Origin of the sequence: Falsiroseomonas stagni DSM 19981, assembly GCF_900114315.1 — a bacterium.
Taxonomy (GTDB): domain Bacteria; phylum Pseudomonadota; class Alphaproteobacteria; order Acetobacterales; family Acetobacteraceae; genus Falsiroseomonas; species Falsiroseomonas stagni.
Genome location: NZ_FOSQ01000007.1, coordinates 67,576 through 88,527, shown reverse-complemented (window position 1 = coordinate 88,527; position 20,952 = coordinate 67,576). Strand labels below are relative to the sequence as shown.

General features: G+C 71.2%; 25 protein-coding genes. 13 read left to right on the top strand and 12 right to left on the bottom strand.

Going from position 1 to position 20,952, the window contains the following annotated elements:
- Nucleotides 1-88 precede the first annotated feature (88 nt).
- Both BM041_RS18045 and BM041_RS18040 read left to right on the top strand, forming a co-directional pair.
- On the top strand, nucleotides 89-775 hold the full coding sequence (locus BM041_RS18045; protein ID WP_092961284.1) for a Sua5/YciO/YrdC/YwlC family protein: 687 nt from the start codon (nucleotides 89-91) through the stop codon (nucleotides 773-775).
- Nucleotides 776-777: 2 nt separating this feature from the next.
- Nucleotides 778-1,224 carry a hypothetical protein gene (locus BM041_RS18040; RefSeq protein ID WP_092961283.1) on the top strand — a complete coding sequence of 149 codons (447 nt, stop codon included), beginning with the start codon at nucleotides 778-780 and terminating at the stop codon, nucleotides 1,222-1,224.
- Here the strand turns inward: BM041_RS18040 and BM041_RS18035 are convergent.
- The 4 genes from BM041_RS18035 to BM041_RS18020 are packed head-to-tail and all read right to left on the bottom strand — an operon-like array spanning nucleotide 1,205 to nucleotide 4,608.
- Nucleotides 1,205-2,176: a branched-chain amino acid ABC transporter permease gene (locus BM041_RS18035; RefSeq protein WP_092961282.1), complete on the bottom strand. Its 972-nt coding sequence runs from the start codon at nucleotides 2,174-2,176 to the stop codon at nucleotides 1,205-1,207. The genes BM041_RS18040 and BM041_RS18035 overlap by 20 nt on opposite strands.
- Nucleotides 2,176-3,099 (bottom strand): branched-chain amino acid ABC transporter permease, encoded by a 924-nt coding sequence (locus BM041_RS18030; protein ID WP_092961281.1) that lies wholly within the window; start codon nucleotides 3,097-3,099, stop codon nucleotides 2,176-2,178. Before BM041_RS18030 ends, BM041_RS18035 begins: the two co-directional genes overlap by 1 nt.
- 2 nt (nucleotides 3,100-3,101) lie before the next feature.
- The gene (locus BM041_RS18025) at nucleotides 3,102-3,821 is read right to left on the bottom strand and encodes an ABC transporter ATP-binding protein (RefSeq protein WP_092961454.1); all 720 of its coding nucleotides are present in this window, start codon (nucleotides 3,819-3,821) and stop codon (nucleotides 3,102-3,104) included.
- A 28-nt stretch (nucleotides 3,822-3,849) separates the two neighbouring features.
- A complete protein-coding gene (locus tag BM041_RS18020) occupies nucleotides 3,850-4,608 on the bottom strand; it encodes an ABC transporter ATP-binding protein (protein ID WP_092961280.1) in 759 nt (252 codons plus the stop codon).
- A 121-nt stretch (nucleotides 4,609-4,729) separates the two neighbouring features.
- On the opposite strand from BM041_RS18020, the gene BM041_RS18015 reads away from it, so the two are divergent.
- The 3 genes from BM041_RS18015 to BM041_RS18005 are packed head-to-tail and all read left to right on the top strand — an operon-like array spanning nucleotide 4,730 to nucleotide 6,496.
- Nucleotides 4,730-5,077 (top strand): TIGR04076 family protein, encoded by a 348-nt coding sequence (locus BM041_RS18015; protein WP_092961279.1) that lies wholly within the window; start codon nucleotides 4,730-4,732, stop codon nucleotides 5,075-5,077.
- Entirely contained in the window at nucleotides 5,074-6,111 is a 1,038-nt protein-coding gene (locus BM041_RS18010) for an aldo/keto reductase (RefSeq protein ID WP_092961278.1), read from the top strand. Before BM041_RS18015 ends, BM041_RS18010 begins: the two co-directional genes overlap by 4 nt.
- The gene (locus BM041_RS18005) at nucleotides 6,092-6,496 is read left to right on the top strand and encodes a DUF4440 domain-containing protein (protein ID WP_092961277.1); all 405 of its coding nucleotides are present in this window, start codon (nucleotides 6,092-6,094) and stop codon (nucleotides 6,494-6,496) included. Before BM041_RS18010 ends, BM041_RS18005 begins: the two co-directional genes overlap by 20 nt.
- Here the strand turns inward: BM041_RS18005 and BM041_RS18000 are convergent.
- Nucleotides 6,480-6,737: a hypothetical protein gene (locus BM041_RS18000; protein WP_092961276.1), complete on the bottom strand. Its 258-nt coding sequence runs from the start codon at nucleotides 6,735-6,737 to the stop codon at nucleotides 6,480-6,482. The genes BM041_RS18005 and BM041_RS18000 overlap by 17 nt on opposite strands.
- Nucleotides 6,738-6,869: 132 nt before the next feature.
- Between BM041_RS18000 and BM041_RS17995 the strand changes: the two genes are divergently transcribed.
- Both BM041_RS17995 and BM041_RS17990 read left to right on the top strand, forming a co-directional pair.
- Nucleotides 6,870-8,159, top strand: a complete 1,290-nt coding sequence (locus BM041_RS17995; RefSeq protein WP_092961275.1) for an ABC transporter substrate-binding protein — start codon at nucleotides 6,870-6,872, stop codon at nucleotides 8,157-8,159.
- Nucleotides 8,160-8,252: 93 nt separating this feature from the next.
- Nucleotides 8,253-9,707 (top strand): aldo/keto reductase, encoded by a 1,455-nt coding sequence (locus tag BM041_RS17990; protein WP_092961274.1) that lies wholly within the window; start codon nucleotides 8,253-8,255, stop codon nucleotides 9,705-9,707.
- Between the two features lie 196 nt (nucleotides 9,708-9,903).
- On the opposite strand, the gene BM041_RS17985 is transcribed toward BM041_RS17990, so the two are convergent.
- Nucleotides 9,904-10,677 (bottom strand): SDR family oxidoreductase, encoded by a 774-nt coding sequence (locus BM041_RS17985; protein ID WP_092961273.1) that lies wholly within the window; start codon nucleotides 10,675-10,677, stop codon nucleotides 9,904-9,906.
- A gap of 149 nt (nucleotides 10,678-10,826) precedes the next feature.
- Here BM041_RS17985 and BM041_RS17980 point away from each other — a divergent pair, with 149 nt between their 5' ends.
- The 3 genes from BM041_RS17980 to BM041_RS17970 are packed head-to-tail and all read left to right on the top strand — an operon-like array spanning nucleotide 10,827 to nucleotide 11,776.
- Complete coding sequence (locus BM041_RS17980) at nucleotides 10,827-11,141, top strand: plasmid stabilization protein (RefSeq protein ID WP_092961272.1); 315 nt, start codon at nucleotides 10,827-10,829, stop codon at nucleotides 11,139-11,141.
- A 2-nt stretch (nucleotides 11,142-11,143) separates the two neighbouring features.
- Nucleotides 11,144-11,434: a hypothetical protein gene (locus BM041_RS17975; RefSeq protein ID WP_217648755.1), complete on the top strand. Its 291-nt coding sequence runs from the start codon at nucleotides 11,144-11,146 to the stop codon at nucleotides 11,432-11,434.
- Nucleotides 11,435-11,494: 60 nt separating this feature from the next.
- A complete protein-coding gene (locus BM041_RS17970; protein ID WP_092961271.1) occupies nucleotides 11,495-11,776 on the top strand; it encodes a hypothetical protein in 282 nt (93 codons plus the stop codon).
- 233 nt (nucleotides 11,777-12,009) lie between these two features.
- Here the strand turns inward: BM041_RS17970 and BM041_RS17965 are convergent, their stop codons facing one another.
- Both BM041_RS17965 and BM041_RS17960 read right to left on the bottom strand, forming a co-directional pair.
- Nucleotides 12,010-13,233 (bottom strand): Coenzyme F420 hydrogenase/dehydrogenase, beta subunit C-terminal domain, encoded by a 1,224-nt coding sequence (locus tag BM041_RS17965; RefSeq protein WP_092961270.1) that lies wholly within the window; start codon nucleotides 13,231-13,233, stop codon nucleotides 12,010-12,012.
- 55 nt (nucleotides 13,234-13,288) lie between these two features.
- On the bottom strand, nucleotides 13,289-13,963 hold the full coding sequence (locus tag BM041_RS17960) for an RraA family protein (RefSeq protein ID WP_092961269.1): 675 nt from the start codon (nucleotides 13,961-13,963) through the stop codon (nucleotides 13,289-13,291).
- 140 nt (nucleotides 13,964-14,103) lie between these two features.
- Here BM041_RS17960 and BM041_RS17955 point away from each other — a divergent pair, with 140 nt between their 5' ends.
- A complete protein-coding gene (locus BM041_RS17955; protein WP_175534006.1) occupies nucleotides 14,104-14,538 on the top strand; it encodes an OsmC family protein in 435 nt (144 codons plus the stop codon).
- 20 nt (nucleotides 14,539-14,558) lie between these two features.
- Here the strand turns inward: BM041_RS17955 and BM041_RS17950 are convergent, their stop codons facing one another.
- Nucleotides 14,559-15,506: a 2-hydroxyacid dehydrogenase gene (locus tag BM041_RS17950; protein WP_092961268.1), complete on the bottom strand. Its 948-nt coding sequence runs from the start codon at nucleotides 15,504-15,506 to the stop codon at nucleotides 14,559-14,561.
- Nucleotides 15,507-15,552: 46 nt separating this feature from the next.
- Here BM041_RS17950 and BM041_RS17945 point away from each other — a divergent pair, with 46 nt between their 5' ends.
- Complete coding sequence (locus tag BM041_RS17945; RefSeq protein WP_092961267.1) at nucleotides 15,553-16,320, top strand: glucose 1-dehydrogenase; 768 nt, start codon at nucleotides 15,553-15,555, stop codon at nucleotides 16,318-16,320.
- Between the two features lie 32 nt (nucleotides 16,321-16,352).
- Here BM041_RS17945 and BM041_RS17940 read toward each other — a convergent pair whose 3' ends face one another.
- The 3 genes from BM041_RS17940 to BM041_RS17930 all read right to left on the bottom strand — a co-directional run bounded on the left by BM041_RS17940 (nucleotide 16,353) and on the right by BM041_RS17930 (nucleotide 19,698).
- Nucleotides 16,353-17,102, bottom strand: a complete 750-nt coding sequence (locus BM041_RS17940; RefSeq protein WP_092961266.1) for a FadR/GntR family transcriptional regulator — start codon at nucleotides 17,100-17,102, stop codon at nucleotides 16,353-16,355.
- 95 nt (nucleotides 17,103-17,197) lie between these two features.
- The gene (locus tag BM041_RS17935) at nucleotides 17,198-18,076 is read right to left on the bottom strand and encodes an alpha/beta hydrolase (protein WP_092961265.1); all 879 of its coding nucleotides are present in this window, start codon (nucleotides 18,074-18,076) and stop codon (nucleotides 17,198-17,200) included.
- Nucleotides 18,073-19,698, bottom strand: coding sequence for an ABC transporter substrate-binding protein (locus tag BM041_RS17930; protein ID WP_245762153.1), 1,626 nt, complete (start codon nucleotides 19,696-19,698; stop codon nucleotides 18,073-18,075). Before BM041_RS17930 ends, BM041_RS17935 begins: the two co-directional genes overlap by 4 nt.
- Before the next feature lie 144 nt (nucleotides 19,699-19,842).
- Here BM041_RS17930 and BM041_RS17925 point away from each other — a divergent pair, with 144 nt between their 5' ends.
- Entirely contained in the window at nucleotides 19,843-20,952 is a 1,110-nt protein-coding gene (locus BM041_RS17925) for an SAM-dependent methyltransferase (protein ID WP_245762152.1), read from the top strand.

Here is a 20,952-nt window from a genome sequence, read left to right as displayed (position 1 = left end):
GTACCGGTTAGTCCATAATGAAACAGCCGGAAGGTTGGCCCGCCCGCGCGCCCGTGGCAGCCTTCCGCCCCTGGAACGGGGAAACGCCATGGACCGCCTGCTCGACATCGAGGCCGATGCCCGCCGCGCCTTCGACGCCATCCGGAAGGGTGGAATCGCCATCCTGCCCATGGATGTCGGCTATTCCCTGATCGGCAGCGGTGACGCCGCACTGCGGAAGATCTTCGACACCAAGCGCCGCGCGCCATCCAAGCTGAACGCCATGGTCGGCGACCAGGCGATCCACCGGGAAATCCACCTGCTCGACACCCGCCAGCGGGCCATCGTCGATGCCATCGTGCAGGATCACGGCCTGCCGCTAGGCCTCATCGCCCCCGGTCGCATGGACCATCCCCTGCTGCGCGCCCTGTCGCCGGAGATGCTGGCCCGCAGTACGAAGGACGGCACCGTGCTGATGCTGCTGAACGCCGGCGCCTTCGAGGAAGCAATCGGGCGCCTGTCACTCCGCCACGGCGTGCCGCTCTTCGGCTCCTCCGCCAATCTCAGCCTGTCCGGCACCAAGTTCCGGGTGGAGGATATCGAGCCGGAGGTGCTGGGCATCGCCGATGTCGTCATCGATTACGGCCTGCGGAAATGGCACTTCTACCGGCAATCCTCCACGCTGATCGACATCCGCACCGTGACGGCCACGCGGAAGGGGTCCTGCTTCGACGTCATCGCGGACATCCTCGCGCGGCAGTTCGCCATCACGCTGAACGACCCGACCCTGGCCTGACGATGCGTGCCTGGGTTTCCGCCACGGCCCAGCGCCTGGCCTTCCTCGGCGCCGATCCGCTGGCGCTGCTGGATGCGGTGGATGCGGTGGTGTCGCGGGACCCGGACGCCGCGCTCCGCGCCTTCCTGGACGCCTGCCTGGACCTGCTGGACGAAGCCCTGCCGCCCGGCGATGCCAGCGCCGCGATCATGGCCCTTTCCGCCATGGCCCGTGCGGAGATCGCAGGCGCCTGCGACGACCGCGCGATCCTGGCGCGGGAGGAATCGCTGATGGACCAGCCCGCCCCCATCCCCTTCGCCGCGACGGTCCCCGGCCGCGTGGTGTGGCTGGCCGCCATGGCGGCGCGGGTGCCGGACCAGGAAGGCCCGGCCGCCGTGATGCTGGTGAATGACCTGGCCGCCGTCGGGCAGGATCTTCCCCTGCGCGCCTTCAGGAAGGCGGCGGGCTGACCTTCGCGGCGTGGCGCGACACCGTCGCGCGTTCGCCCAGCAGGCCCCGCGGCCGCACCACCAGGATCACCGCGATCAGCGCGCCGATCAGCACCACCTGCAGCGCCGCGCCCCGCGCCTGCTCTGCCACCGGCAGCATTTCCCGCAGCGCGCCGCCGCTGACCGTCCAGATCGCCCAGACCAGCACCGCGCCGAGCACCGCGCCGGCATTGTTGCCCGACCCGCCGACGATCAGCATCGCCCAGATCTGGAACGTCAGGATCGGGAGAAAATCCTCCGGCGCGATGTAGCCGACGAAATGCGCGTAGAGCGCGCCCCCCAGCCCCATCACCATGCAGCCCATGACGAAGCTTTGCAGCCGGAAGGCGCTGGCGCGCTTGCCGAGCGAGGCCGCCGCCGCCTCATCCTCCCGGATCGCCCTCAGCACCCGCCCCCAGGGGGACGCCACCAGCCTCTCCAGCCCCCACCAGACCGCGCCGAGCATCGCCAGCACCAGCGCCAGGTAGCCGAGGTTCCAGGCCAGCCCGGTGCCGAGCCACCCCGCCAGCGGCTTGGGGATGGATTGGATGCCGAAGGGCCCACCCGTGACCGCCGTCGCGTTCAGCGCCACCAGTTGGATCGTCACCGCGATGCCGAAGGTGGTGATGGCCAGGTAGTCCTCGCGCAGCCGCAGCGCCGCGACGCCGACGATGAAGGCCGCGATGCCCGCCAGGACCATGGCGCCCAGCCAGCCCACCAGGATCGGCAGCCCGAAGCCGCCGAAGCGCGCCGCATCCTCCGGCCCCGTCAGCAGGGCGGAGGTGTAGGCCCCGATCGCCACGAAGCCCGCGACACCAACATTGAACAGCCCGGTGAACCCCCATTGCAGGTTCAGCCCCAGCGCCATGATGGCGAAGATGCCCGCGAAGACGCTGAAGAAGGCGAGGTATGACAGCAGCGAGAGCGCATCCATCACGCCTTCTCCCCGAACAATCCGCGCGGCCGCAGCAGCAGGATCGCGATCAGCACCAGGAAGGCCGTCGCCAGCCGGTATTCCGCGCCGAACAGCGGCACGGAGAAGCTCTCCGCCAGCCCCACGATCAACCCACCCGCCACCGCCCCCCAGACGCTGCCGATGCCCCCCAGGATCGCCGCGGCAAACAGCGGCAGCAGCAATTCGAAGCCGAGCCCGGGGCGGATCTGCCCGACCAGCCCCGCCATGACGCCCGCGACGGCCGCCAGCCCCGCGCCGATCACCCAGGTGGCCCGCACCACCCCCTCCACATCCACCCCCGCCACCCGCGCCAGCGCCGGGTTCTGCGCCGTGGCGCGCATCGCGCGGCCGAGCGTGGTGCGCGTCAGCAGCAGGTGCAGCCCGATGACGGCGGCGGCGGTGACGCCCAGCACCAGCATCTGGTCCGGCGTCACGCGCAGCCCGCCCAGCGTATCCCTCGGCACCAGCCGGATCGCGATCTGGATCTCCCGCGTGTAGTATTCCGGCAGCGTGCCATAGAGGAATTGCAGCAGGTTCCGCAGCGCGAGCGCCGCGCCGAAGCTCGCGATCACCAGCGTGATGGCGCTGCCGGTGCGCCGCAGCCTGGCGAACAGCGCCCAGTCCAGCGCCAGCGCCAGCGCTGCCGTGAGCGCCGCGGAGGCCACCATCGCCACCGGCAATTGCCAGCCGAAGGAGAAGGGCTCGATCGGCGCCATCACCCCCGCGCCCGTCACCGCCAAGGTCAGCGACAGCGCGGAGACCGCGAGGTAGGCGCCCCATGTGAGAAACTCGCCCTGGCCGAAATTGGCGAAGCGCAAAATGGAATAGGTCAGCGTCAGCCCGACGGCGCCGAGCGAGATGACGGAGCCCACGACCAGCCCATCGGCGATGAGTTGCAGCATGCTCAGTGCACCCCCGCGCCCAGGTAGAGCCCCGCGAGCCTGCCATCATCGGCCAGGTCGGAAGCGGCGCCGACCAGCCTCTCCCGCCCCTCCACCAGCACCGCCGCCCGGTCCGCGATGGCCAGCGCCGCCTTCACATTCTGCTCCACCAGCAGGATCGTCACGCCGGTCTCCCGCACCGCCTTCAGCCTTTCGAACACGACGCCGACCAGCAGCGGCGACAGGCCCGCGGAGGGCTCGTCCAGCATCAGCACGGAAGGGGAGGCGACCAGCGCGCGGGCCACCGCGACCATCTGCCGCTGCCCGCCCGAGAGCCTGCCGGCGGGCAATGACCGCTGGCGTGCCAGGTCCGGAAACAGATGAAACATGGCATCGATCGACCCGCGCCGTTCCTTCGGCACCAGCGCCGCCGCCAGTTGCAGATTCTCCAGCACGGAGAGGTTGGCGAAGACATTCTCGGTCTGCGGCACGAAGCCGAGGCCCTCCCGCACCATGCGATGCGCCGGCACCCGCGTGATGTCGCGCCCGCCGAGCATCACGCTGCCCGACCAGATCGGCACCAGCCCCGCGGCGGCCTTCACCAGCGTGGATTTCCCCGCGCCATTGGGGCCGAGCAGGGCCACGATTTCCCCCTGCTGCACCGCCAGCGACGCGCCCCGCAGGATCGGCAGGCCCGGCTCATACCCGCCCTCGACGGCGCAGAATTCCAGCGCGGCCGTCATGCGATCACCCACCATGAAAGAGCGGGCATCATGCGATGCCCGCGCCAAGATAGGCTTCCACCACCCGCCGATCCGCCCGCACCGCTTCCGGCTCTCCCTCCATCAGCAGCTTTCCCTGCGCCAGCACCAGCACCGGGCGACACAGCGACATCACCAGTTCCATGTTGTGCTCGATGATGAGGAAGCTCGTGCCCTGTGCGTTCAGCGCCACGATCTTTTCCATGATCGTGGCCAGCAGCGGCGGCGCCACACCAGCGCCCGGCTCATCCAGCAGGATCAGCCGCGGTTCCGCCACCAGCACGCGGGCCAGTTCCAGCAGCTTGCGCTGGCCGCCCGACAGCACCCGCGCCGGCTCCTGCGCCAGGCGCGTCAGCCCCACGAAATCCAGCCAATGCAGTGCGCGTTCCCGCACCCGCCTTTCCTCCGCCGCCACGGCACCCGGGCGCAGCCAGTTGGTCCAGAACCGCTCCCCCTGCTGGCCGGGCGGCGCGAGCATGACGTTCTCCAGCACCGTCATGGCGGGGAAGGGGCGGGGGATCTGGAAGGTGCGGGCCATGCCCAGGGCGAAGACCTCATCCGGCCGGCGACCCTCGATCCGCGTGCCGTCCAGCGCCAGCGTGCCCCGGTCGGGCCGCAGGCTGCCCGCCAGCAGGTTGAACAGCGTCGTCTTGCCGGCGCCATTCGGCCCGATCAGCCCCGTGATGGCGCCCCGCGCCAGGGTGAAGGAGACATCCTCCACCACCGGCGGCCCGCCGAACCCCTTTGTCAGTCCCTGCGCCACGAGCATTGCGCGGCAGTCTCCCGGCCTTTGTCCCGCATCAACCTGCGCGCCGCGCCCTGGTCAAGGCCCAACCGGCTTGCCCCCCGCGCCGCGCCGCCCGATATCGACCACAACCGGGAAGGGCGGCATGGACGAGGACGGATTCGATCTCTGGGACCTCCGGGTGGAAGTGGTGGCACCGCCGGGCGCGAAGCTCTGGTGCGGCGCCGTCCCCGGCGACCATTTCGAACTGAGGGGGGAGATGCTGCACCTGCCCCCCGGCCAGGGCTTTTCCGTCTATTCCCTGGCGGCCGTCCTGCCCCTGCTGGCGGCGAAGCAGCGCATGACCCATCCCGCGGATTGGATGAGCACGGATGCGGAAGTGGCCTGCCCCGACCCCAACTGCCCCTCCCGCCTGCGCATCACCCGCCTCGCCAAGCGCCGATTCCGCCATGCCGACACCACCGCGGTGCCGCTGAAAGACAGCACGCCATGACCGTCGAACGGACCGAGCTTTCCCCCGGCTATTCCATCGCGCGCCTGCTGCGCGGCGGCTGGCAGCTGGCCGGCGGCCATGGGGAGATCGAGCAGCCCCGCGCCATCGCCGACATGCGCGCCTTCCTTGATGCCGGGGTCACCACCTTCGACTGCGCCGACATCTACACGGGCGTGGAGGCGATGATCGGGGAGTTCCGCGCGACCCTGCCGCCCAGCGACCGCGCCCGCCTCCAGGTCCATACGAAGTTCGTGCCGGACTGGTCTGACCTGCCGCGCGTCGATTTCAACTATGTCGAGCGCATCATCGACCGGTCCCTGCTGCGCCTGAAGGCGGAGCGGCTGGATTTGGTGCAGTTCCACTGGTGGAACTACGACATCCCCGGCCAGGTCGAGACCGCGCTGCACCTCCGCGAACTCCAGCTTCGCGGCAAGATCCACAACATCGGCGGCACCAATTTCGACACGCCCAGCACGGCGGCGATGATCGAGGCCGGCGTGCCCCTCGTCTCCATGCAGGTGCAGTATTCGCTGCTGGACCGCCGCCCGGCCGGGCTGCTCGCGGGCCTGGCGGCGGATAGCGGGCTGCGCTTCCTCTGCTACGGCACCGTCGCCGGCGGCTTTCTGTCGTCCCGCTGGCTGGGGCAACCCGCGCCCGAGGAGAAGCTGGCGAACCGCAGTCTCGTGAAATATCGCCTGATCATCGAGGAATTCGGCGGTTGGGATTCCTTCCAGGCGCTGCTGCGCCTGCTGGACGGCATCGCCCGCAAGCATGGCGTCTCCATCACCGCCGTCGCCACGCGCTGGGTGCTGGACCAGCCCCATGTCGCCGGCGCGATCGTCGGCGCCCGCTACGCCGAACACCTGCCGGACAATTTGGCCATCTTCCGCTTCGCGCTGGATGATGACGACCGCGCCGCGATCGACGCGCTGCTCGCACGCTGCCCCGGCCCGGGCGGCGATACCTACACGCTGGAACGGGACCGCGACGGCCCGCATGGCAGGATCATGAAGTATGACCTCAACAAGGAATGAGGCCTGCGCGGCCGAGATCGTCGCGCTGCACCAGGTCTTCGAGGCGTGGCTCGGCGCGCCGGGGCAGGGGGATTTTGAGCGGTTCGAGGCCGCCTTCGCGGCGGGCTTCCAGATGGTCCTGCCCTCCGGCGCGCGCTTCGACCGCGCCGGCATCCTCGGCTTTCTCCAGTCCGCCCGCGCCGTCCGCGGCCCCGGCTTCCGCATCGCGGTGGAGGAGATCGAGACCATCCACGAAGCCCCCGGCCGCGCGCTGATGCATTATGTCGAGCGGCAGTGGTTCGGCACCCAGGAGACTGCCCGCCGGGCTGCCGCCCTGTTCGACACGACGGCGACGCCGCCGCGCTGGCTCTTCGTGCAGGAAACCTGGGTCACGCCCCCGGTCTGAGCACCTGCCCCAGCCAGGCGATCCGCCGCGCCGCTTCTTCCAGCGCCGCGGCGCGCGTGGCGTGGCGGAGGCCGGAGAAGTAGCTCACCGGCGTCCAGGCGCCGGCATCCTCCGCATCCCGCCGGAAGGCCTCGAACCCGAAGCTGCCGTCGGGGCGGAGGAAGACGTCCACGCAGCGGTCATGCTGCTCGTTCTCGATGCTGTCCAGCACGACCCATGAGGGATCGAGGCGCTTCGCCATGCCGCTTCTCCAATGGCCCTGCATAGCGCGGCGGGTTAATCAGCGCGCCCCTGGGCGGTGAGCCTGGACAAACACGGCCTGACTCGGGCATTTCGAGTGTTAATCATCCATCTGCCGGGGGGCCTTCCGATCATGTCCTTTGCCCGTCGCGCGGCACTCGCCGCCGCCGTCGCCGCCGCCGCTTTCGGGGCGCTGCCTGCGGCAGCGCAGGCGCCTGCCTGCACCCACAATGTCGGCATGGTCGTCTCCCTCACCGGCCCCGCTGGCCGCTTCGGCCAGGCGGCGGCGAAGTCGGTCGAACTCGCCTTCAACGAGTTGAACGCCGCCGCGGGCGCGACCGGCATTGCCGGCTGCCGCCTGGGCTTCGACCTGCGCGACGCACAATCCCAGGGCAGCGTTGCCGTGGACCAGGCGCGGCAGCTGGTGGATTTGCGGCGCACGCCCGCCATCATCGGCGGCATCATCTCCTCCGTCTCCATCCCCATCGTCACCTCCGTGACCGGGCCGGCGGGCGTGGTGCAGATCTCGCCCGCCTCCTCCTCCCCCACGCTCACGCGCATGGCGGTGGAGGGCCAGACCCGCGGCTGGTTCTTCCGCACCATCACGTCAGACGCGCTGCAGGGCACGGCGGCCGCGCGCTACGCCATGGACCAGGGTCTCCGCCGCCTCGCCATCATCCACGTCAACAACGATTTCGGCGTGAACATGGTGAACGAGTTCCGCCGCGCCTATGTCGCGCTCGGCGGCACCATCATCTCCACCACGCCCTACAACCAGGGCCAGGCGAGCTACGCACCGGAAGTGACCAATGCGCTGCGCGGCGACCCGCCCGCCCTCTATCTGGTGAGCTATCCCGGCGACGGCACGACCATCGCGCGCACCTGGATCCAGCAGGGCGGCCCCGCCACCTTCCTGCTGAATGACGGCATGAACAGCGCCGACTTCATCCGCGATGTCGGGCCGCGCTTCCTGAACAACGCCTTCGGCACCTCCTCCGGCACCGTCACCACGCCGTCCACCGAATACTTCGCCCGCGCCTATCCGCCGATGTCGGGCGGCTTCGGCGCCGGCGCCCCCGCCGCCGACCGCGCCTTCGACGCCGCCGCGATCCTCGGCCTGGCCATCGCCAAGGCCGGGCGCTTCGAAGCCGCCGCCATCCGCGACGCCATCCGCCAGGTGACGGCCCCCGGCGGCACGGAAGTCCATGCCGGTCCCGAAGGCTTCGCCCGTGGCCTCGAACTGATCCGCGCCGGCCAGGCCATCCGCTACATCGGCGTCATCGGCCCGGTGGAGTTCGATGCCAATGGCGACATCACCGGCCCCTTCCGCAAGTGGCGCATCCAGAACGGGGAGATCGTGACCGTCGGCCAGATGACGGTGGAGGAAGTGCAGGCCGTGCAGCGGCAACTCCCGCCGCGCTGACTTGGCGCCCTACCCCCACCCAGACCCTCCCCCACGCTTGCGGGGGAGGCTGGGTGGGGGTCATCCCGCGCCTTCCCGGACGGAGCCGACGCCATGCCCCACCGCCCGCGCCCCCCGCGCACGCTTCTCGCCCCCGGGCTTCCCGCCAGCCGGATCGTCACCGGCCTCTGGCAGGTGGCCGACCAGGAGCGTGACGGCCGGACGCTGGACTACGCCGCCGCCGCCGCCGCCATGGCCGACTACGCCGATGCCGGCTTCGACAGCTTCGACATGGCGGACCATTACGGCGGCGCGGAGGAGATCTTCGCGAAGTTCCGCGCCCTTGGCGGCAATGCCTCCGTCTTCACGAAATGGGTCCCGACGCCCGGCCCGATGACGCGTGACGTGGTGCGCGAAGGCGTCGGCCGCAGCATCGAACGCCTCGGCGGCGTGCCGGACCTCATGCAGTTCCACTGGTGGTCCTTCCGCCATCCCGCCTGGCTCGACGCCCTCAAGGAAATGGCGGCGATGCGCGCGGACGGGGCGCTGAAGCATATCGGCGTGACGAATTTCGATACCGACCACCTCCGCGTCGCGGTGAAGAACGGCATCCCCATTGCCACCAACCAGGTCAGCTTCTCCCTGCTCGACCGCCGCGCCGCCGGCGCGCTGTCCGATTTCTGCCTGGCGCATGGCGTGAAGATCCTGGCCTACGGCACGCTTGGCGGCGGCTTCCTGTCCGAACGCTGGCTCGGCGCCGACGAACCCGCGGAAGCCGACATCACCGACTGGTCCAAGATGAAGTACCGCCGCTTCATCGGCGCGATGGGCGGCTGGCCCGCCTTCCAGCGCCTGCTGCGCGAAGCGGACGCCATCGCGAAGAAGCACGGCGTCTCCCTCAGCAACGTCGCCACCCGCTGGTCCCTGCAACATCCCGCTGTCGGCGCCGTCATCCTCGGCGCGCGCCTGACGGAAGCCGAGCACCGGGCCGACAACCTCCGCCTGTTCACCTTCACGCTGGATGAGGACGACCAGGCGCGCCTGCGCCACGCCTTCGGCGACACCCAGCCCATCCCCGGCGATTGCGGCGACGAATACCGCAAGCCGCCCTACCTCACGGCCTCCGGCGATCTCAGCCACCACCTCGACAGCCTGCCGAAGATCTACGGCGCCACGGAATTCCGCCCCGGGCGGCTGCGCGTGGACAGCGGCAGCATCTGGGAAGCCTCCTGCGGCTACAGCCGCGCCGTGCGCGTCGGCCCGCGCATCCTCGTCAGCGGCACCACCGCCACCCACACCGACGGCAGCGTGGTCTGCCCCGGCGATGCCGGTGGCCAGGCCGTCTACATCCTCGACAAGATCGCCGCCGCGATCGAGGCCCTGGGCGGCACCATGGACGACGTCATCCAGACCCGGGTCTGGCTGCGGGACGCGAATGACTGGGAAGCCGTCGGCCGCGTCCATGGCCGCGTCTTCGCCACCGCGCGCCCGGCGAACACCCTGCTCGAAGTCGCCCGCCTCGTCGGGCCGTATGCGGTGGAGATCGAGGCGGAAGCGGTGGTGGGGTAGGGGGGCGCTGGTGGCTCCTGGAGAAGGGCCTCCGGCCCCTCTCCAGACCTCACTCCGCCAGGGGCCAGCGGGCCCCTGGACCCCAGGCTTTTCATCGATTGAAGGGGGATCAAAGGGGCCGCTGCCCCTTTGCGGGGTTGGGGTACGGGGAAGGGGCGGAGCCTCTTCCCCGGGCCACTGGCACCGCCCTACGCCCTCACAGCAGCCCGCGCCCGATCCCCCCATCGGCCGCGACGGATTGGCCGACCACGTAGCTGCTGCGGGGCGAGGCGAGGAACGCCGCGACGTCGGCGATTTCCTCGGCGGCGCCGAAGCGGCCGAGCGGGATGTCTTCCGCGAAGCGGGCCAGGATCGCTTCCTCCGTCGTGCCTTCCGCCTTGGCCATGGTGGCCGCCCGGTTGCGCCACAGCCGGGTGATGGTGCGGCCGGGGGAGACGGCGTTGACGCGGATGCCTTCCGGGATGAGTTCGGCGGCCAGCGTCTTCACCAGCGCGATATGCCCGGCCTTGTGGACGTTGGAGACGATCTGCTCCGCATAGGGCATGCGGGCGCCGGCGGCGCCGAACAGCACCACGCGGGCGCCCCCGGCGCGGCGCAGCGCCGGCAGCAGGCCGCGCACCACGCGCACCGTGGCCAGGATGTTGAACTCCCAGTTCTGCCGCCACTGGTCATCCGTCAGCTTCTCGAAGGGCGATCGGTGGCTGCCGCCCACGGCCATCACCAGGATGTCCAGCCGGTCGTGCCGGCTTTCCCAGGTGGAGACCAGCGACTCCACCGATTCGGCCTGGGTGGCGTCGCAGGCGATGTGATCCATGCCGAGCCCCGTTGCCACCCCCGCCAGGGCGGTCGCGTCACGGGATGCGATGGTGACGCGCGCGCCGTCCTCCGCCAGGGCCTTGGCGGTGGCCAGGCCGATGCCGTCGCTGCCCCCCACTACAAGCGCCAGATCGTCCTTGATTCGCAGATCCATGCCTGGTGTCCCATCCCCCTGCCGCGCGAGGGGCGCGGCCTTGCCGCAGGGTTGCCCGCCAGGCCCTGTCCAGCAAGCCGGGGTGGCGCGCGGCCGGAACCCTGGCCGGGGGGCGGGGTTGAGGCAGAGGAGCCAGGAGGAATCGTCCCATGCCCCGTGGCGACAAGTCGACATACACCGGCAAGCAGAAGCGCATGGCCGCGCATATCGAGGAGGGCTACGAGGCCCGCGGCGTCCCGAAGGAGGAAGCCGAGGCGCGGGCCTGGGCGACCGTCAACAAGGCGACAGGCGGCGGCAATCTCTCGGGGTCAGGCCGCGGCGTGCCGGATACCAATATCCCGGCGAAGCGGGGCGGGAAGAAGGGCGGCGCCGCTTCCGCCGCCCGCACGCCGGAACAGCGCAGCGCCTCCGCCCGCAAGGCCGCCGAAACCCGGCGGCGCAATGCGGCGGCGAAGCGGCACTGACCATGCGCGCGCCCCTGCTGGCCGCGCTGGTCGTCCTGCCCCTGGCGGCGGCGGCGCAGCCCCCGCCGCGCACGGAGCGCCCCGCGCAGCCGCAACCCCGCGCCGACGGCCCTCGCGCCCATGACGGGATCGAGCGCCCGGTCCAGCCCCGCATCCCGCGCGGCGTGCTGCGACCGCCAGGGCATGTGGACCCCGGCATCCTGGCCCCGGTCCCCATGCCCCGGCCCGGCACGACGCCGGTGATCCCGCCGCCGGGCACACCGGGCGGCGATCCTGCCCCCCGGCCCCGCTGAACGCCGGGGCGACTTCCGCGTTGGGATGGCGTGACCCACCCCAGCAGGATCGCCCCCGTCATGTCCGACCCCACCCCGCCGGCCGATCCGAGGCCGGGCGAGCTTCCGGGCCTGCCGCCGCTGGAGCCCCAGCCGCCCCCGCCGCCGGAGGCACCGCCCCCGATCCCCCAGCTTCCCGGACTGCCGCAGGTGGAACCCGCGGCACCGCCGGCCCAGCCTGCACAGCCCCCGCCCGGCGTCCCGGCGCCGGCGCCGGCGCGTGAAGTGCCGGGGCCGGGCGGCCCGGTGGAGGTGCCCGACATCTCCCCCGAGAGCCCCGGCATCATCCGCCCCGTGGCCTGACGATCAGCGCCGGCGGAACTCCGGCACGCGCAGCCGTTCCAGCACGGCGGCGGTGCGGTGCGGGAAGGCCCGGCGCGCTGCCTCCACCTGGCTGGTCGCCCAGGCGAGGCGGCGCTCCAGGTCCAGCGCGGCATGGTCGTCTCCTCTCCGTCATCGGGCCCGGGATCGGGCGGGCCTACGATGGCGGAGAGCGCAGGGGGCGGTCCCGAAACCGGCCCGAAAGAGAGCCGAAATCAGGCCGGGGGTGTCGTCGTTGGGCCTTCCCCCGGCTGCGGCTTCACCCCGTAGCGCGCGACCAGCGCCCAGACATGGGCGGGGATCATCGTCTTCATGCGGCGCGGTTCGGCGCGCCGCAGGTGCAGGATGGTCTCCACCGCCTTCATCTCCACGCGCGCGCGGGCGAATTCCAGCCCGCGGGGCCCGATGCGCGGCATCAGCCAGCCCACGATGGGCCGCAGCCAGTCCGGCATCCGGCGCAGCGGCAGGCCGCCGGCGGCGCGTTCGGTATTCGCGAGGAAACCCTTCACCGCACCGCCTCGCTTACCCGCGCTGCCGGGCGTGCTGGTCACGACCTCATCCCCCAGCAGCGCGAGGAGTTCCTCGCCGCGCTCGTTCCGCACCAGCAGCCACTGTTCCCCCTGGCCGCCCATGTAGCCGACGGTGATGTCGGCCAGGACATTGGTGTAGTCGACGCAGGTCCGGCAGGTCAGCGGGAAGAAGTCGCCGGGCAGCTGGCTGATCGGCAGCTGGAGAAAGGGGATTTCTCGAATCCGCCCATCGGCGAAGCGCAGCTCCACATGGAAGTCGGCGCGGAATTCCAGATAGGTGATGGTCTCCGGCGCCTCGTCCAGCAGCGCCAGGAACCGATGGAAATTCCCGGTCGTCGTGTTGTCCGAACAGGGCGTACCGATGACGAAGAGGCGGTCGAAGCCGAGTTCGCGTTCCAGCGCCCGCAGCGCATAGACTTGGCAGGGGATGCCGATGATCGCAAGGCGCCTGTGCCCGGCGGCGCGGGCGGGTTCCAGCAGCGCCAGCAGCGGCGCATAGCCCATCCGCATGCCGCGGCAGCGGGCCATGTCCTCGGCCTTCGTGACCAGCACGGGCATGGGTTTCCACTTGTCCGCGGGGTCCGGCGCCATGGCCAGCACGGCGTCCACCGCGCCGGTCTCCAGCAGCCGTTCCGCGATGCGGGTGGTGATGCCCGTCCATTGCGCGCCCGGCGCCGGCTGCGCGAGCCGCGCGCGGACCATCCGGCGGTGCGGGCCGAAATGCAGCTCATCCGGCCGCGCGGGGTCCCGCGCGCGGCCATGCACCTGGGCTTCCAGGGCGGGATAGTCCGGCTTGATGAACTGGCAGGCGCGGCCGCAGGCCTTGGGGTCGCTGGTGCGGGAGATGCCGCAATCCGTGCAGAGGCCCCGCGGCGCCGCCGGCCCGATCACGGGTGTCTGCAACCCCATCCCTGCGCTTCCCCTGGTGCTTCCGTCGAAGCCTAGGGGAAGCGCGGGACGGTTCCTATACGCCCTCGCAGCCCAGGCGCTTGAGGGTGGCGTCCACCCAGGACCGGTCGATGGTGCCGGCCTCGATCTGCGCCATCTGCTTCTCCTCGGCGGCCTGCTTCGCCTCGGTCGCGGCCAGCACCGTCGCCGCATCGTCGAAGCCGATGGCGACGAAGCCGTCATCATCGCCCAGGATCATGTCGCCGGGCTCGATCACCATGCCGTCGATGGCGATGGGGACGTTGATCTCCCCGGGGCCGTCCTTGTAGGGCCCGCGATGCGTGACGCCCGCGGCGAACACCGGAAAATCCTGCTGGGCGAGGGCGCACGAATCGCGGATGGCGCCATTGATGACGATGCCGGCCAGGCCGCGCTTCACCATCTGCGCCAGCATCAGCTCCCCGATGATCGCATTGGTCAGGTCGCCGCCCGCATCCACCACCACCACATCGCCGGGATTGGCGATGTCGATCGCCTTGTGGACCATGAGGTTGTCGCCCGGCCGGGTCTTCACCGTGAAGGCCGGCCCGGCCATCACGCCGCCCTTGTGCATCGGCCGGATGCGCGGCCCGGCCGCGAAGAGGCGGGACATGCTGTCGCTGACATTGGCGACGGGCAGGGGGCGGAACCGTTCCACGATGGCGGGCGCCACGGCGCGGGCGCGGGGCAGGATGCGGAAACCGGCGGGCATCGACTTCTCCGAGGCTTGGGACCCCGTCGCCCTACAGGCGCCGTCCCCGCCCGGCAAGGTGCCCGCGCGCGGCCTTGTCATGCCGCCTTCCGCCGCCCCCGCGCGATGAGGCCCCTGGAACCACGACAGGAGCATCCCCCATGGCCAGCATCATGCGCAGCGCATCCGCCCATTGGGCCGGCGGCGGCAAGGACGGCACCGGCCACATCTCCTCCGCCAGCGGCGTGCTGAAGGAAGCGCCCTACGGCTTCAACGCCCGCTTCGGCGACGGAAGCGGCACCAACCCGGAGGAACTGATCGGCGCCGCCCATGCCGGCTGCTTCACCATGGCGCTGGCCTTCCGCCTGGCGAAGGACGGGCTGGCGGCGGAAAGCCTCGACACCACCGCCAAGGTCACGATGGAGCAGGAGGGCGAGGGCTTTCGCATCACCCGCGTCGCGCTGAGCCTCCGCGCCAGGGTCCCCGGCACGGATGAGGCGACCTTCAAGGCGCTGGCGGAGGAAGCCAAGGCGGGCTGCCCCGTCTCCAGGCTGCTGAAGGCCGACATCACGCTGGAGACGCAGTTCGAGGGCTGAGCGCGCGGGGAGGGGCGCGCTCACGCGATCCGCGTGGGCAGCGTCCTTCCCGCCATCGCCGCCGCGACATTCTCCCGCATCAGCCGTCCCATGTCCTTCCGCGTCTCGATGCTGCCGCTGGCGGCGTGCGGTTGCAGCAGCACATTGGGGAAGGTCAGGAATTCGGGATCGATGTTCGGCTCGTTCAGGAACACGTCGAGCCCCGCGGCGCCGATCCTGCCCTGGCGCAGCGCGTCCAGCAGCGCGGCCTCATCCACCACCGTGCCGCGCGACACATTCACGAAGATCACGCCGGGGGGCAGCGCCTCGATCGCCGTGCGATCCACCAGGCCGCGCGTGGCGGCACCGCCGGCGGCGGCGACGCAGAGCACATCGACATGCGGCGCCATCGCCGCGGGGGTCGGGTACCAGTCATAGGCGACGCCATCCTTGCGGGTGCGGGCGCTGTAGGCGATGGGCATCCCGAAGCCCTCCGCCCGCCTGGCGATGGCGCTGCCGATCCGCCCGAGGCCCACGATGCCGAGCCGCTTGCCCGACACCCGCGTGGTCAGCGCCATCGGCCCGCGCGCGGCCCAGGCCCCGCTGCGCACCCAGGCATCGCCATCCCGCACCCGCCGCGCCGCGCCGAGCATCAGCAGGATGGCGAAATCCGCCACCTCCTCGGTCAGCACATCGGGCGTGTTGGTCACGGGAATGCCGCGCGCCCGGGCTGCATCGAGGTCGATGGCATCCACGCCGACGCCGTAGCAGGCGATGATCTTCGTCTTGGGGAGCGCATCCATCAGCGCGCCATCCGCGCCGATCTCGCCCTTGGTGACGATGGCGACGGTGCTGTCACGGGCCTCGGCCAGCATCGCCGCCTTGTCCGCCGCCCGCCAGTAATGGAAGACGTGAAAATCGGCCTCCAGCGCCGCCACGTCCCATTCCGGCAACTCGCCAACCAGCAGCAGCCCAGGCTTGTCCGACATCGTATTTCCCCGCAACGTCCCCGGCCATCAATGGCAGGAGGCGTCGATGACGCAAGGGTTGTTCGACCTCAAGGGGCGGCGGATTCTCATCACGGGCTCCAGCCGCGGCATCGGCCTCGCGCTCGCCCGCGGCCTGGGCCAGGCCGGCGGCTCCATCATCCTCAACGGCCGCGACCCGAAGGCGCTGGGGGAGGCCGCGCGGGCCCTGGCGGCGGAGGGAATCGACGTGACGGAGGCTGGCTTCGACGTGACGGACCCCCATGCCCTGGATGCCGCTGTGGAGGAGCTGGAATCCCGTGTCGGCCCCATCGAGGTGCTGGTGAACAACGCCGGCATCAACCGCCGCTTCCCCGCGACGGAGGTGACGCCCGAGACCTTCCGGGAAGTCCAGGCCGTGAATGTGGAGGCCGTGTTCTTCATGGCCCAGGCCTGCGCGCGGCGGATGCTGAAGCGCGGCCACGGCAAGATCGTGAACATCGCCAGCGTCCAGTCCGAACTCGGCCGCGCCACCATCACGCCCTATGCCGCCAGCAAGGGCGCGGTCCGGACCATGACGCGATCGCTCTGCGCCGAATGGGCCAAGGGCGGCGTGCAGGTGAACGCCATCGCGCCGGGCTATTTCGCGACCGAGCTCACGAAGGTGCTGGTGGAGGACGAGGCCTTCACCGACTGGCTCTGCAAGCGCGTGCCCGCCGGCCGCTGGGGCAAGGTGGAGGAGCTGGTCGGCGCCGCCGTGTTCCTCTCCTCCGCCGCCTCGGATTTCGTGAACGGCCACCTGCTCTATGTCGATGGCGGCATGACCGCGGTGGTGTGAGGCCCGTTGGCGTGAGGTGGGGGCGGCGCGCGCTACGGCGCGCCCGCCCCCACCTGGTCCGCCAGCCGCCGGTAGCGTTCCCGCGCCGCTTCCAGATGCCCGCGCATCGCATCCCGCGCGGCGGCCGAATCGCCCGCGGCGATGGACTCCGCCACCAGGCGATGCTCCCGCCGCACCTGTTCCAGATAGGCCCGGCGCTCCGCATCGCTCCGCTCCACCAGGCCAAGCGCCCGGCGGGGAATCGCGTGCCGTCCCAGCACTTCCAGCAGGCGCAGGAAATGCGGGTTGGCGGTGGCGGCGAAGATGGCGCGGTGGAGCGCGAAATCGGCCTCCGCCCCGTCGCTGCCGGATGCCATGGCGGCATCGAAGGCGGCCTCGGCCTCCCGGATCGCGGCGAGGGATGTCGCGTCCCGCCGCAGAGCGGCCAGGCCCGCGGCCTCCACCTCCAGCGCCAGGCGCAGTTCCAGCACCTGGATGACCTGCTGCAACCCCTCCGCCTCGCTCGGCGTCAGGCGGAAGATTCCCTCCCCGGGGCGGTCGCTGACAAAGGCGCCCACCCCCTGGCGGGTGAAGACCAGGCCCTCCGCCCGCAGCGCGGCCACGGCTTCCCGCACCACGGTGCGGCTGACGCCGGCCTCCCGCATCAGATCCTGTTCGGTCGGCAGGCGGGCGCCGGGCGCCAGGCGGCCGCTGCGGATCTCCTCCGCCAGGCGGTGCACCAGCGCGCCGGTGAGGTTCGCGGGGGAACGTAGCGGCGCCATGCCGATGGGGCGGCCACTCATGCGGGGACACCCCGGACGGGGCAGGAAGGATCAGTCATCATATGACCTGACAACGCTACGTCGCCCGGTCCGGCCCGTCAATTCGGCCCCCGCCGTCAGGCCGCCCCCTCCGCGACCACGCCTGCTTCCTCGGCGGAGATCAGCCGGCCCTCGAACCACAGCGCCGCGCAGACCCGCGACATGGCCCGCCCGTCATGGCCGATGCCCGCCACCGGAACCAGCCTCCAGGCGCAGTCGAAGCCGCGCCGCTTCGCCTCCGCCCGCCCGGCCTCCAGGTAGAAATGCGCCCGGGCGAATCGGTGCGGCCCCTGGGCCAGCGCCTCGGGGTTGGCGGGAAGGGAGGGCCCGACCTCCGTATCCCGGTCGCCGGCCAGGATGGTCATGGGGAAGCGCAGCAGCGCCTCCACCTCGCGGTCCGAAAGCCCGATGCCGCCCATCCCTTCCGGGAAGGGCTTGTCCAGCACGGGCAGCGTGTACCAGCCGGGGTTGCCGACGGTCGCCTGCTCCAGCAGGTCATGCGGCTGGGTGGACATCAGGCGGTGCCCGAACTGGCCGCCGGCGGAATGGCCGAAGAAATGCGCGCGGGGGCGCCGCGTGATGCCGGCGGCCTGCAAGGCCTGGAACACCCGCAGCGGGATGCCGTAGCCCCAGGAAGCGCGCGGCCGCACGGCGCCCTCCTCATCCAGCACCAGGCCGTTATTGTAGGGCCCGGCGCCGGGCCAGGCGGCGTTGCCGAAGGTGGTGGCGATGATCAGCAGCCCGTGCCGGTCCGCGGCGTCCACCCAGAAATCCCGGTAGTCGTCGCCGTTGCGCAGCATCCCGTGGCTGACCAGCACCACCGGGCTGTCCGGCGTGAAGCCGGGCGCGCGGTAGGTGTGCAGCGTCAGCGGCCTGGCCAGGTCGCAGGCGCCATCCGTCCAGGGGATGGCGGCGCGCCCGGGTTGGGACAGCGCCTGGGCGAGGGGGGTCTTCATTCCGGCATGATCTCCTGCGCCAGGGTCGTCTGGTCCATCCGGCCCTCGAAGCGCAGACCGCGCCGGAAGGCCCAGACCGCGCTTTCGAAATGGATCGGCAGCACCGGCATCTGGTCCAGCGCGCGCCGCGACGCCGATTGCAGCAGCCGCCCGCGGGCGGCGTCGTCCATCGTGGTCAGGGCCGGGATGGCGTCCGCATCGAAGGCGGGGTCGGACCAGCCGCTGTAGTTGCTGGTGCCGATGCCGCGGTCGCGGTCGAGGCTCGCCACCCAGATGCGGAAGAACAGCAGCGTCTCCTCCGCGCTGGCGGACCAGCCGCCCATGGGGAGGGAGAAGTCGCGCCGGGCCCGGCGGCTGAAGAACACGTTGGACGGCATGGCATCCACCTCCGCCCGCACGCCGATGCGCGTGAAATACTGGCCGAGCGCCTGGGCGATGCGGCTGTCATTCACATAGCGGTTGTTGGTGGCGTGCAGCGTCAGGGTGAAGCCGTTGGGGTAGCCGGCCTCCGCCAGCAGCGCGCGGGCGCGGGCGGGGTCGAAGGGCAGCACGGGCAGGCCGGGGATGGTGCCGGTCATGCCATCCGGCAGGAACTGCGAAGCCGGCACCGCCAGCCCGTCCATCACCCGCTGCACGATCGCATTCCGATCGATGGCGAGCGACAGCGCCTGCCGAACCCGCACATCCCGCAGCGGATTCGGGCCCACGCCCCCGTTCACGAAGGGCGCGGCCTCCCGCTGGTCCAGCTGAAGAAAGATCAGCCGCGTGGTTGGCGCCACCGCCAGCCGCATCGCCGCATTGCCGCGCAGCCGCGGGATATCGGCGGTCGACGGCGCCTCCACCACGTCATGGTCGCCGGCCAGCAGCCCCGCCAGCCGCGGCCCCGCCGCCGTCACGGGCTGGAGCCGCACTTCCGCCCAATGCGGCCGCGGCCCCCAGTAATCCTCGTTCCGCGTGAGTTCCGTGACGCCGCCGCGCCCGAAGCTGCGCAGCCTGAACGGCCCCGTGCCGATGGCGGCGCCGCCATCGTTGAACTGCGCCAGCGTCGGCCAGGGCCCCTCCTTCGCGCCGCAGCCCTGCGCGCCGTCATAGGCCACGGCCCGCGGCGCCACGCTGCTCGCGCTGATGATCCGCACGCTGGACAGGTCCGACGGCAGCAGCGGCTCCGGCTCCCGCGTCGTGATCACGATCCGATGCGGCGTCTCCGTCTCCACCCGCGCGATCCGCCGGATGGTGGAGGAGAAGGAGGAGGCCAGCTCGCTCTCATTGTTCACGATCCGGCAGAAGGAGAAATGGACATCCGCCGCCGTGAAGCCCGCGCCATTGTGGAAGCGCACCCCCTCCCGCAACTCGAAGACCCAGGAACGGTCATCCCGCCGCGTCCAGCCGGTGGCCAGCGACGGCCCCGCCTTCAGGCGCGAATCCAGTTCCACCAGGCTTTCGAAGACATGGTCATGCAGGGTGGAATTGGGCGCGGCCGCGTAGTGCTGCGGATCGGCGGAGGTCGGTTCCGCCGCCATCGCGATGCGCAGCGTCTGGGCGGCGGCCGGTGCCGCCGCCAGGCACAGGGCCGAAAGCCCTGCCATCACCACATGCCGCATCGCCGCCCTCCCGCCTGCCATGGGAAGGGATCATGGCCCCCCTGGACCCCGGCGCAACCCGGCGCAGACGCGGGGCTGCAAAGCCGTTATCCCTGGGGTGACGACACCCGGCCGATCATGCCGGGGGTGCGACATCAGGATGACCGGCAGCGTGGTAACAGGACGATGAAGGACGCTTCGAAGGGGCAGGCTTCCGCCTGGGCCTCCCGCGCGCTGGACCGGGCGACCACCCCGCTGGTGGATGCCGTGGCGGACCAGGTGATCAAGCGCCTCGGCCTCCATTCACGCCTGGCGCCGGATGGCACCCCGGCGCGGGACCCGCTTTCGATGGCGCTGAAGGAACTGGCGGCGCTGCGCTGGAACACCAAGCTCATGGGCCTCGCTTTGGCGGAGCGTTTCTACGCCGAGGGCAAGGCCGGCCCCGGCGCCACGCTGCCCGGCACCGCCACGCGGGTCGGCCTGACCAGCAAGCTCTGCACCCAGGCGGATATCGAATCGGACTGGCTGCGCTTCTGGTGCGGCCAGTTGCAGATCGTGCCCTTCTACAGCCGCAAGATCTGGGAATACGGCTTCGTCCTGCAGGCGCTGTGGGAAGGCGGGCAGCTGCGCAGCGGCGCCCAGGGGCTGGGCTTCGCCGTCGGCACCGAATTGACGCCCTCCTACCTCGCCGGCCGGCACATCCAGGTCCTGGCCACCGACCTGGCCGGGGAGGATGGCCGCGCCGACAACTGGGCGCAGACCGACCAGCACGCGGCGTCGCTGGAGGGGCTGCTGCGCCCGAACCTGGTGCGGCGCGAACGCTTCCTGGCGAATTGCCGCTTCCGCCCGGTGGACATGAACGCCATCCCGGCCGAACTGCATGGCCAGTTCGATTTCTGCTGGTCGATGTGTTCCTTCGAACATGTCGGATCCATCGAGCAGGGGCTGGAATTCGTCCGCAATTCCGTCCGCTGCCTGAAGCCCGGCGGCATCGCCGTGCACACCACGGAAATGAACCTGGAGACGGAGGGGGAGACGGTGGACAATTGGCCCACCGTCCTGTTCCAGCCGCGTCACTTCGCGGAACTGTCCCGGCGCCTGGCCGCCGATGGCCATGAATTGCTGGCGCTCGATACCGATGCGGGCACGGGCCTGCTGGACCGTTTCATCGACGTGCCGCCCTACGATCTCCAGCCCCACCCGGCCCTGGCCTTCCCGACCGCGCCGCATCTGCGGCTGACGGTGGATGGCTTCCCCGTGACCTCCGTCGGGCTGATCGTGCGCGCGGGGGGGTAG

Coding starts and splice junctions, on each gene's coding strand:
- BM041_RS17985 (WP_092961273.1), bottom strand. CDS start 10,677: ATGGATCTGCGAATCAAGGACGATCTGGCGCTTGTAGTGGGGGGCAGC.
- BM041_RS17990 (WP_092961274.1), top strand. CDS start 8,253: ATGCCCCACCGCCCGCGCCCCCCGCGCACGCTTCTCGCCCCCGGGCTT.
- BM041_RS18005 (WP_092961277.1), top strand. CDS start 6,092: ATGACCTCAACAAGGAATGAGGCCTGCGCGGCCGAGATCGTCGCGCTG.
- BM041_RS18040 (WP_092961283.1), top strand. CDS start 778: ATGCGTGCCTGGGTTTCCGCCACGGCCCAGCGCCTGGCCTTCCTCGGC.
- BM041_RS18035 (WP_092961282.1), bottom strand. CDS start 2,176: ATGGATGCGCTCTCGCTGCTGTCATACCTCGCCTTCTTCAGCGTCTTC.
- BM041_RS17965 (WP_092961270.1), bottom strand. CDS start 13,233: ATGGGGTTGCAGACACCCGTGATCGGGCCGGCGGCGCCGCGGGGCCTC.
- BM041_RS17975 (WP_217648755.1), top strand. CDS start 11,144: ATGCGCGCGCCCCTGCTGGCCGCGCTGGTCGTCCTGCCCCTGGCGGCG.
- BM041_RS17940 (WP_092961266.1), bottom strand. CDS start 17,102: ATGAGTGGCCGCCCCATCGGCATGGCGCCGCTACGTTCCCCCGCGAAC.
- BM041_RS18025 (WP_092961454.1), bottom strand. CDS start 3,821: ATGACGGCCGCGCTGGAATTCTGCGCCGTCGAGGGCGGGTATGAGCCG.
- BM041_RS17945 (WP_092961267.1), top strand. CDS start 15,553: ATGACGCAAGGGTTGTTCGACCTCAAGGGGCGGCGGATTCTCATCACG.
- BM041_RS18000 (WP_092961276.1), bottom strand. CDS start 6,737: ATGGCGAAGCGCCTCGATCCCTCATGGGTCGTGCTGGACAGCATCGAG.
- BM041_RS17925 (WP_245762152.1), top strand. CDS start 19,843: ATGAAGGACGCTTCGAAGGGGCAGGCTTCCGCCTGGGCCTCCCGCGCG.
- BM041_RS17935 (WP_092961265.1), bottom strand. CDS start 18,076: ATGAAGACCCCCCTCGCCCAGGCGCTGTCCCAACCCGGGCGCGCCGCC.
- BM041_RS17950 (WP_092961268.1), bottom strand. CDS start 15,506: ATGTCGGACAAGCCTGGGCTGCTGCTGGTTGGCGAGTTGCCGGAATGG.
- BM041_RS17980 (WP_092961272.1), top strand. CDS start 10,827: ATGCCCCGTGGCGACAAGTCGACATACACCGGCAAGCAGAAGCGCATG.
- BM041_RS17995 (WP_092961275.1), top strand. CDS start 6,870: ATGTCCTTTGCCCGTCGCGCGGCACTCGCCGCCGCCGTCGCCGCCGCC.
- BM041_RS18030 (WP_092961281.1), bottom strand. CDS start 3,099: ATGCTGCAACTCATCGCCGATGGGCTGGTCGTGGGCTCCGTCATCTCG.
- BM041_RS18045 (WP_092961284.1), top strand. CDS start 89: ATGGACCGCCTGCTCGACATCGAGGCCGATGCCCGCCGCGCCTTCGAC.
- BM041_RS18015 (WP_092961279.1), top strand. CDS start 4,730: ATGGACGAGGACGGATTCGATCTCTGGGACCTCCGGGTGGAAGTGGTG.
- BM041_RS17955 (WP_175534006.1), top strand. CDS start 14,104: ATGGCCAGCATCATGCGCAGCGCATCCGCCCATTGGGCCGGCGGCGGC.
- BM041_RS18020 (WP_092961280.1), bottom strand. CDS start 4,608: ATGCTCGTGGCGCAGGGACTGACAAAGGGGTTCGGCGGGCCGCCGGTG.
- BM041_RS18010 (WP_092961278.1), top strand. CDS start 5,074: ATGACCGTCGAACGGACCGAGCTTTCCCCCGGCTATTCCATCGCGCGC.
- BM041_RS17930 (WP_245762153.1), bottom strand. CDS start 19,698: ATGGCAGGCGGGAGGGCGGCGATGCGGCATGTGGTGATGGCAGGGCTT.
- BM041_RS17960 (WP_092961269.1), bottom strand. CDS start 13,963: ATGCCCGCCGGTTTCCGCATCCTGCCCCGCGCCCGCGCCGTGGCGCCC.
- BM041_RS17970 (WP_092961271.1), top strand. CDS start 11,495: ATGTCCGACCCCACCCCGCCGGCCGATCCGAGGCCGGGCGAGCTTCCG.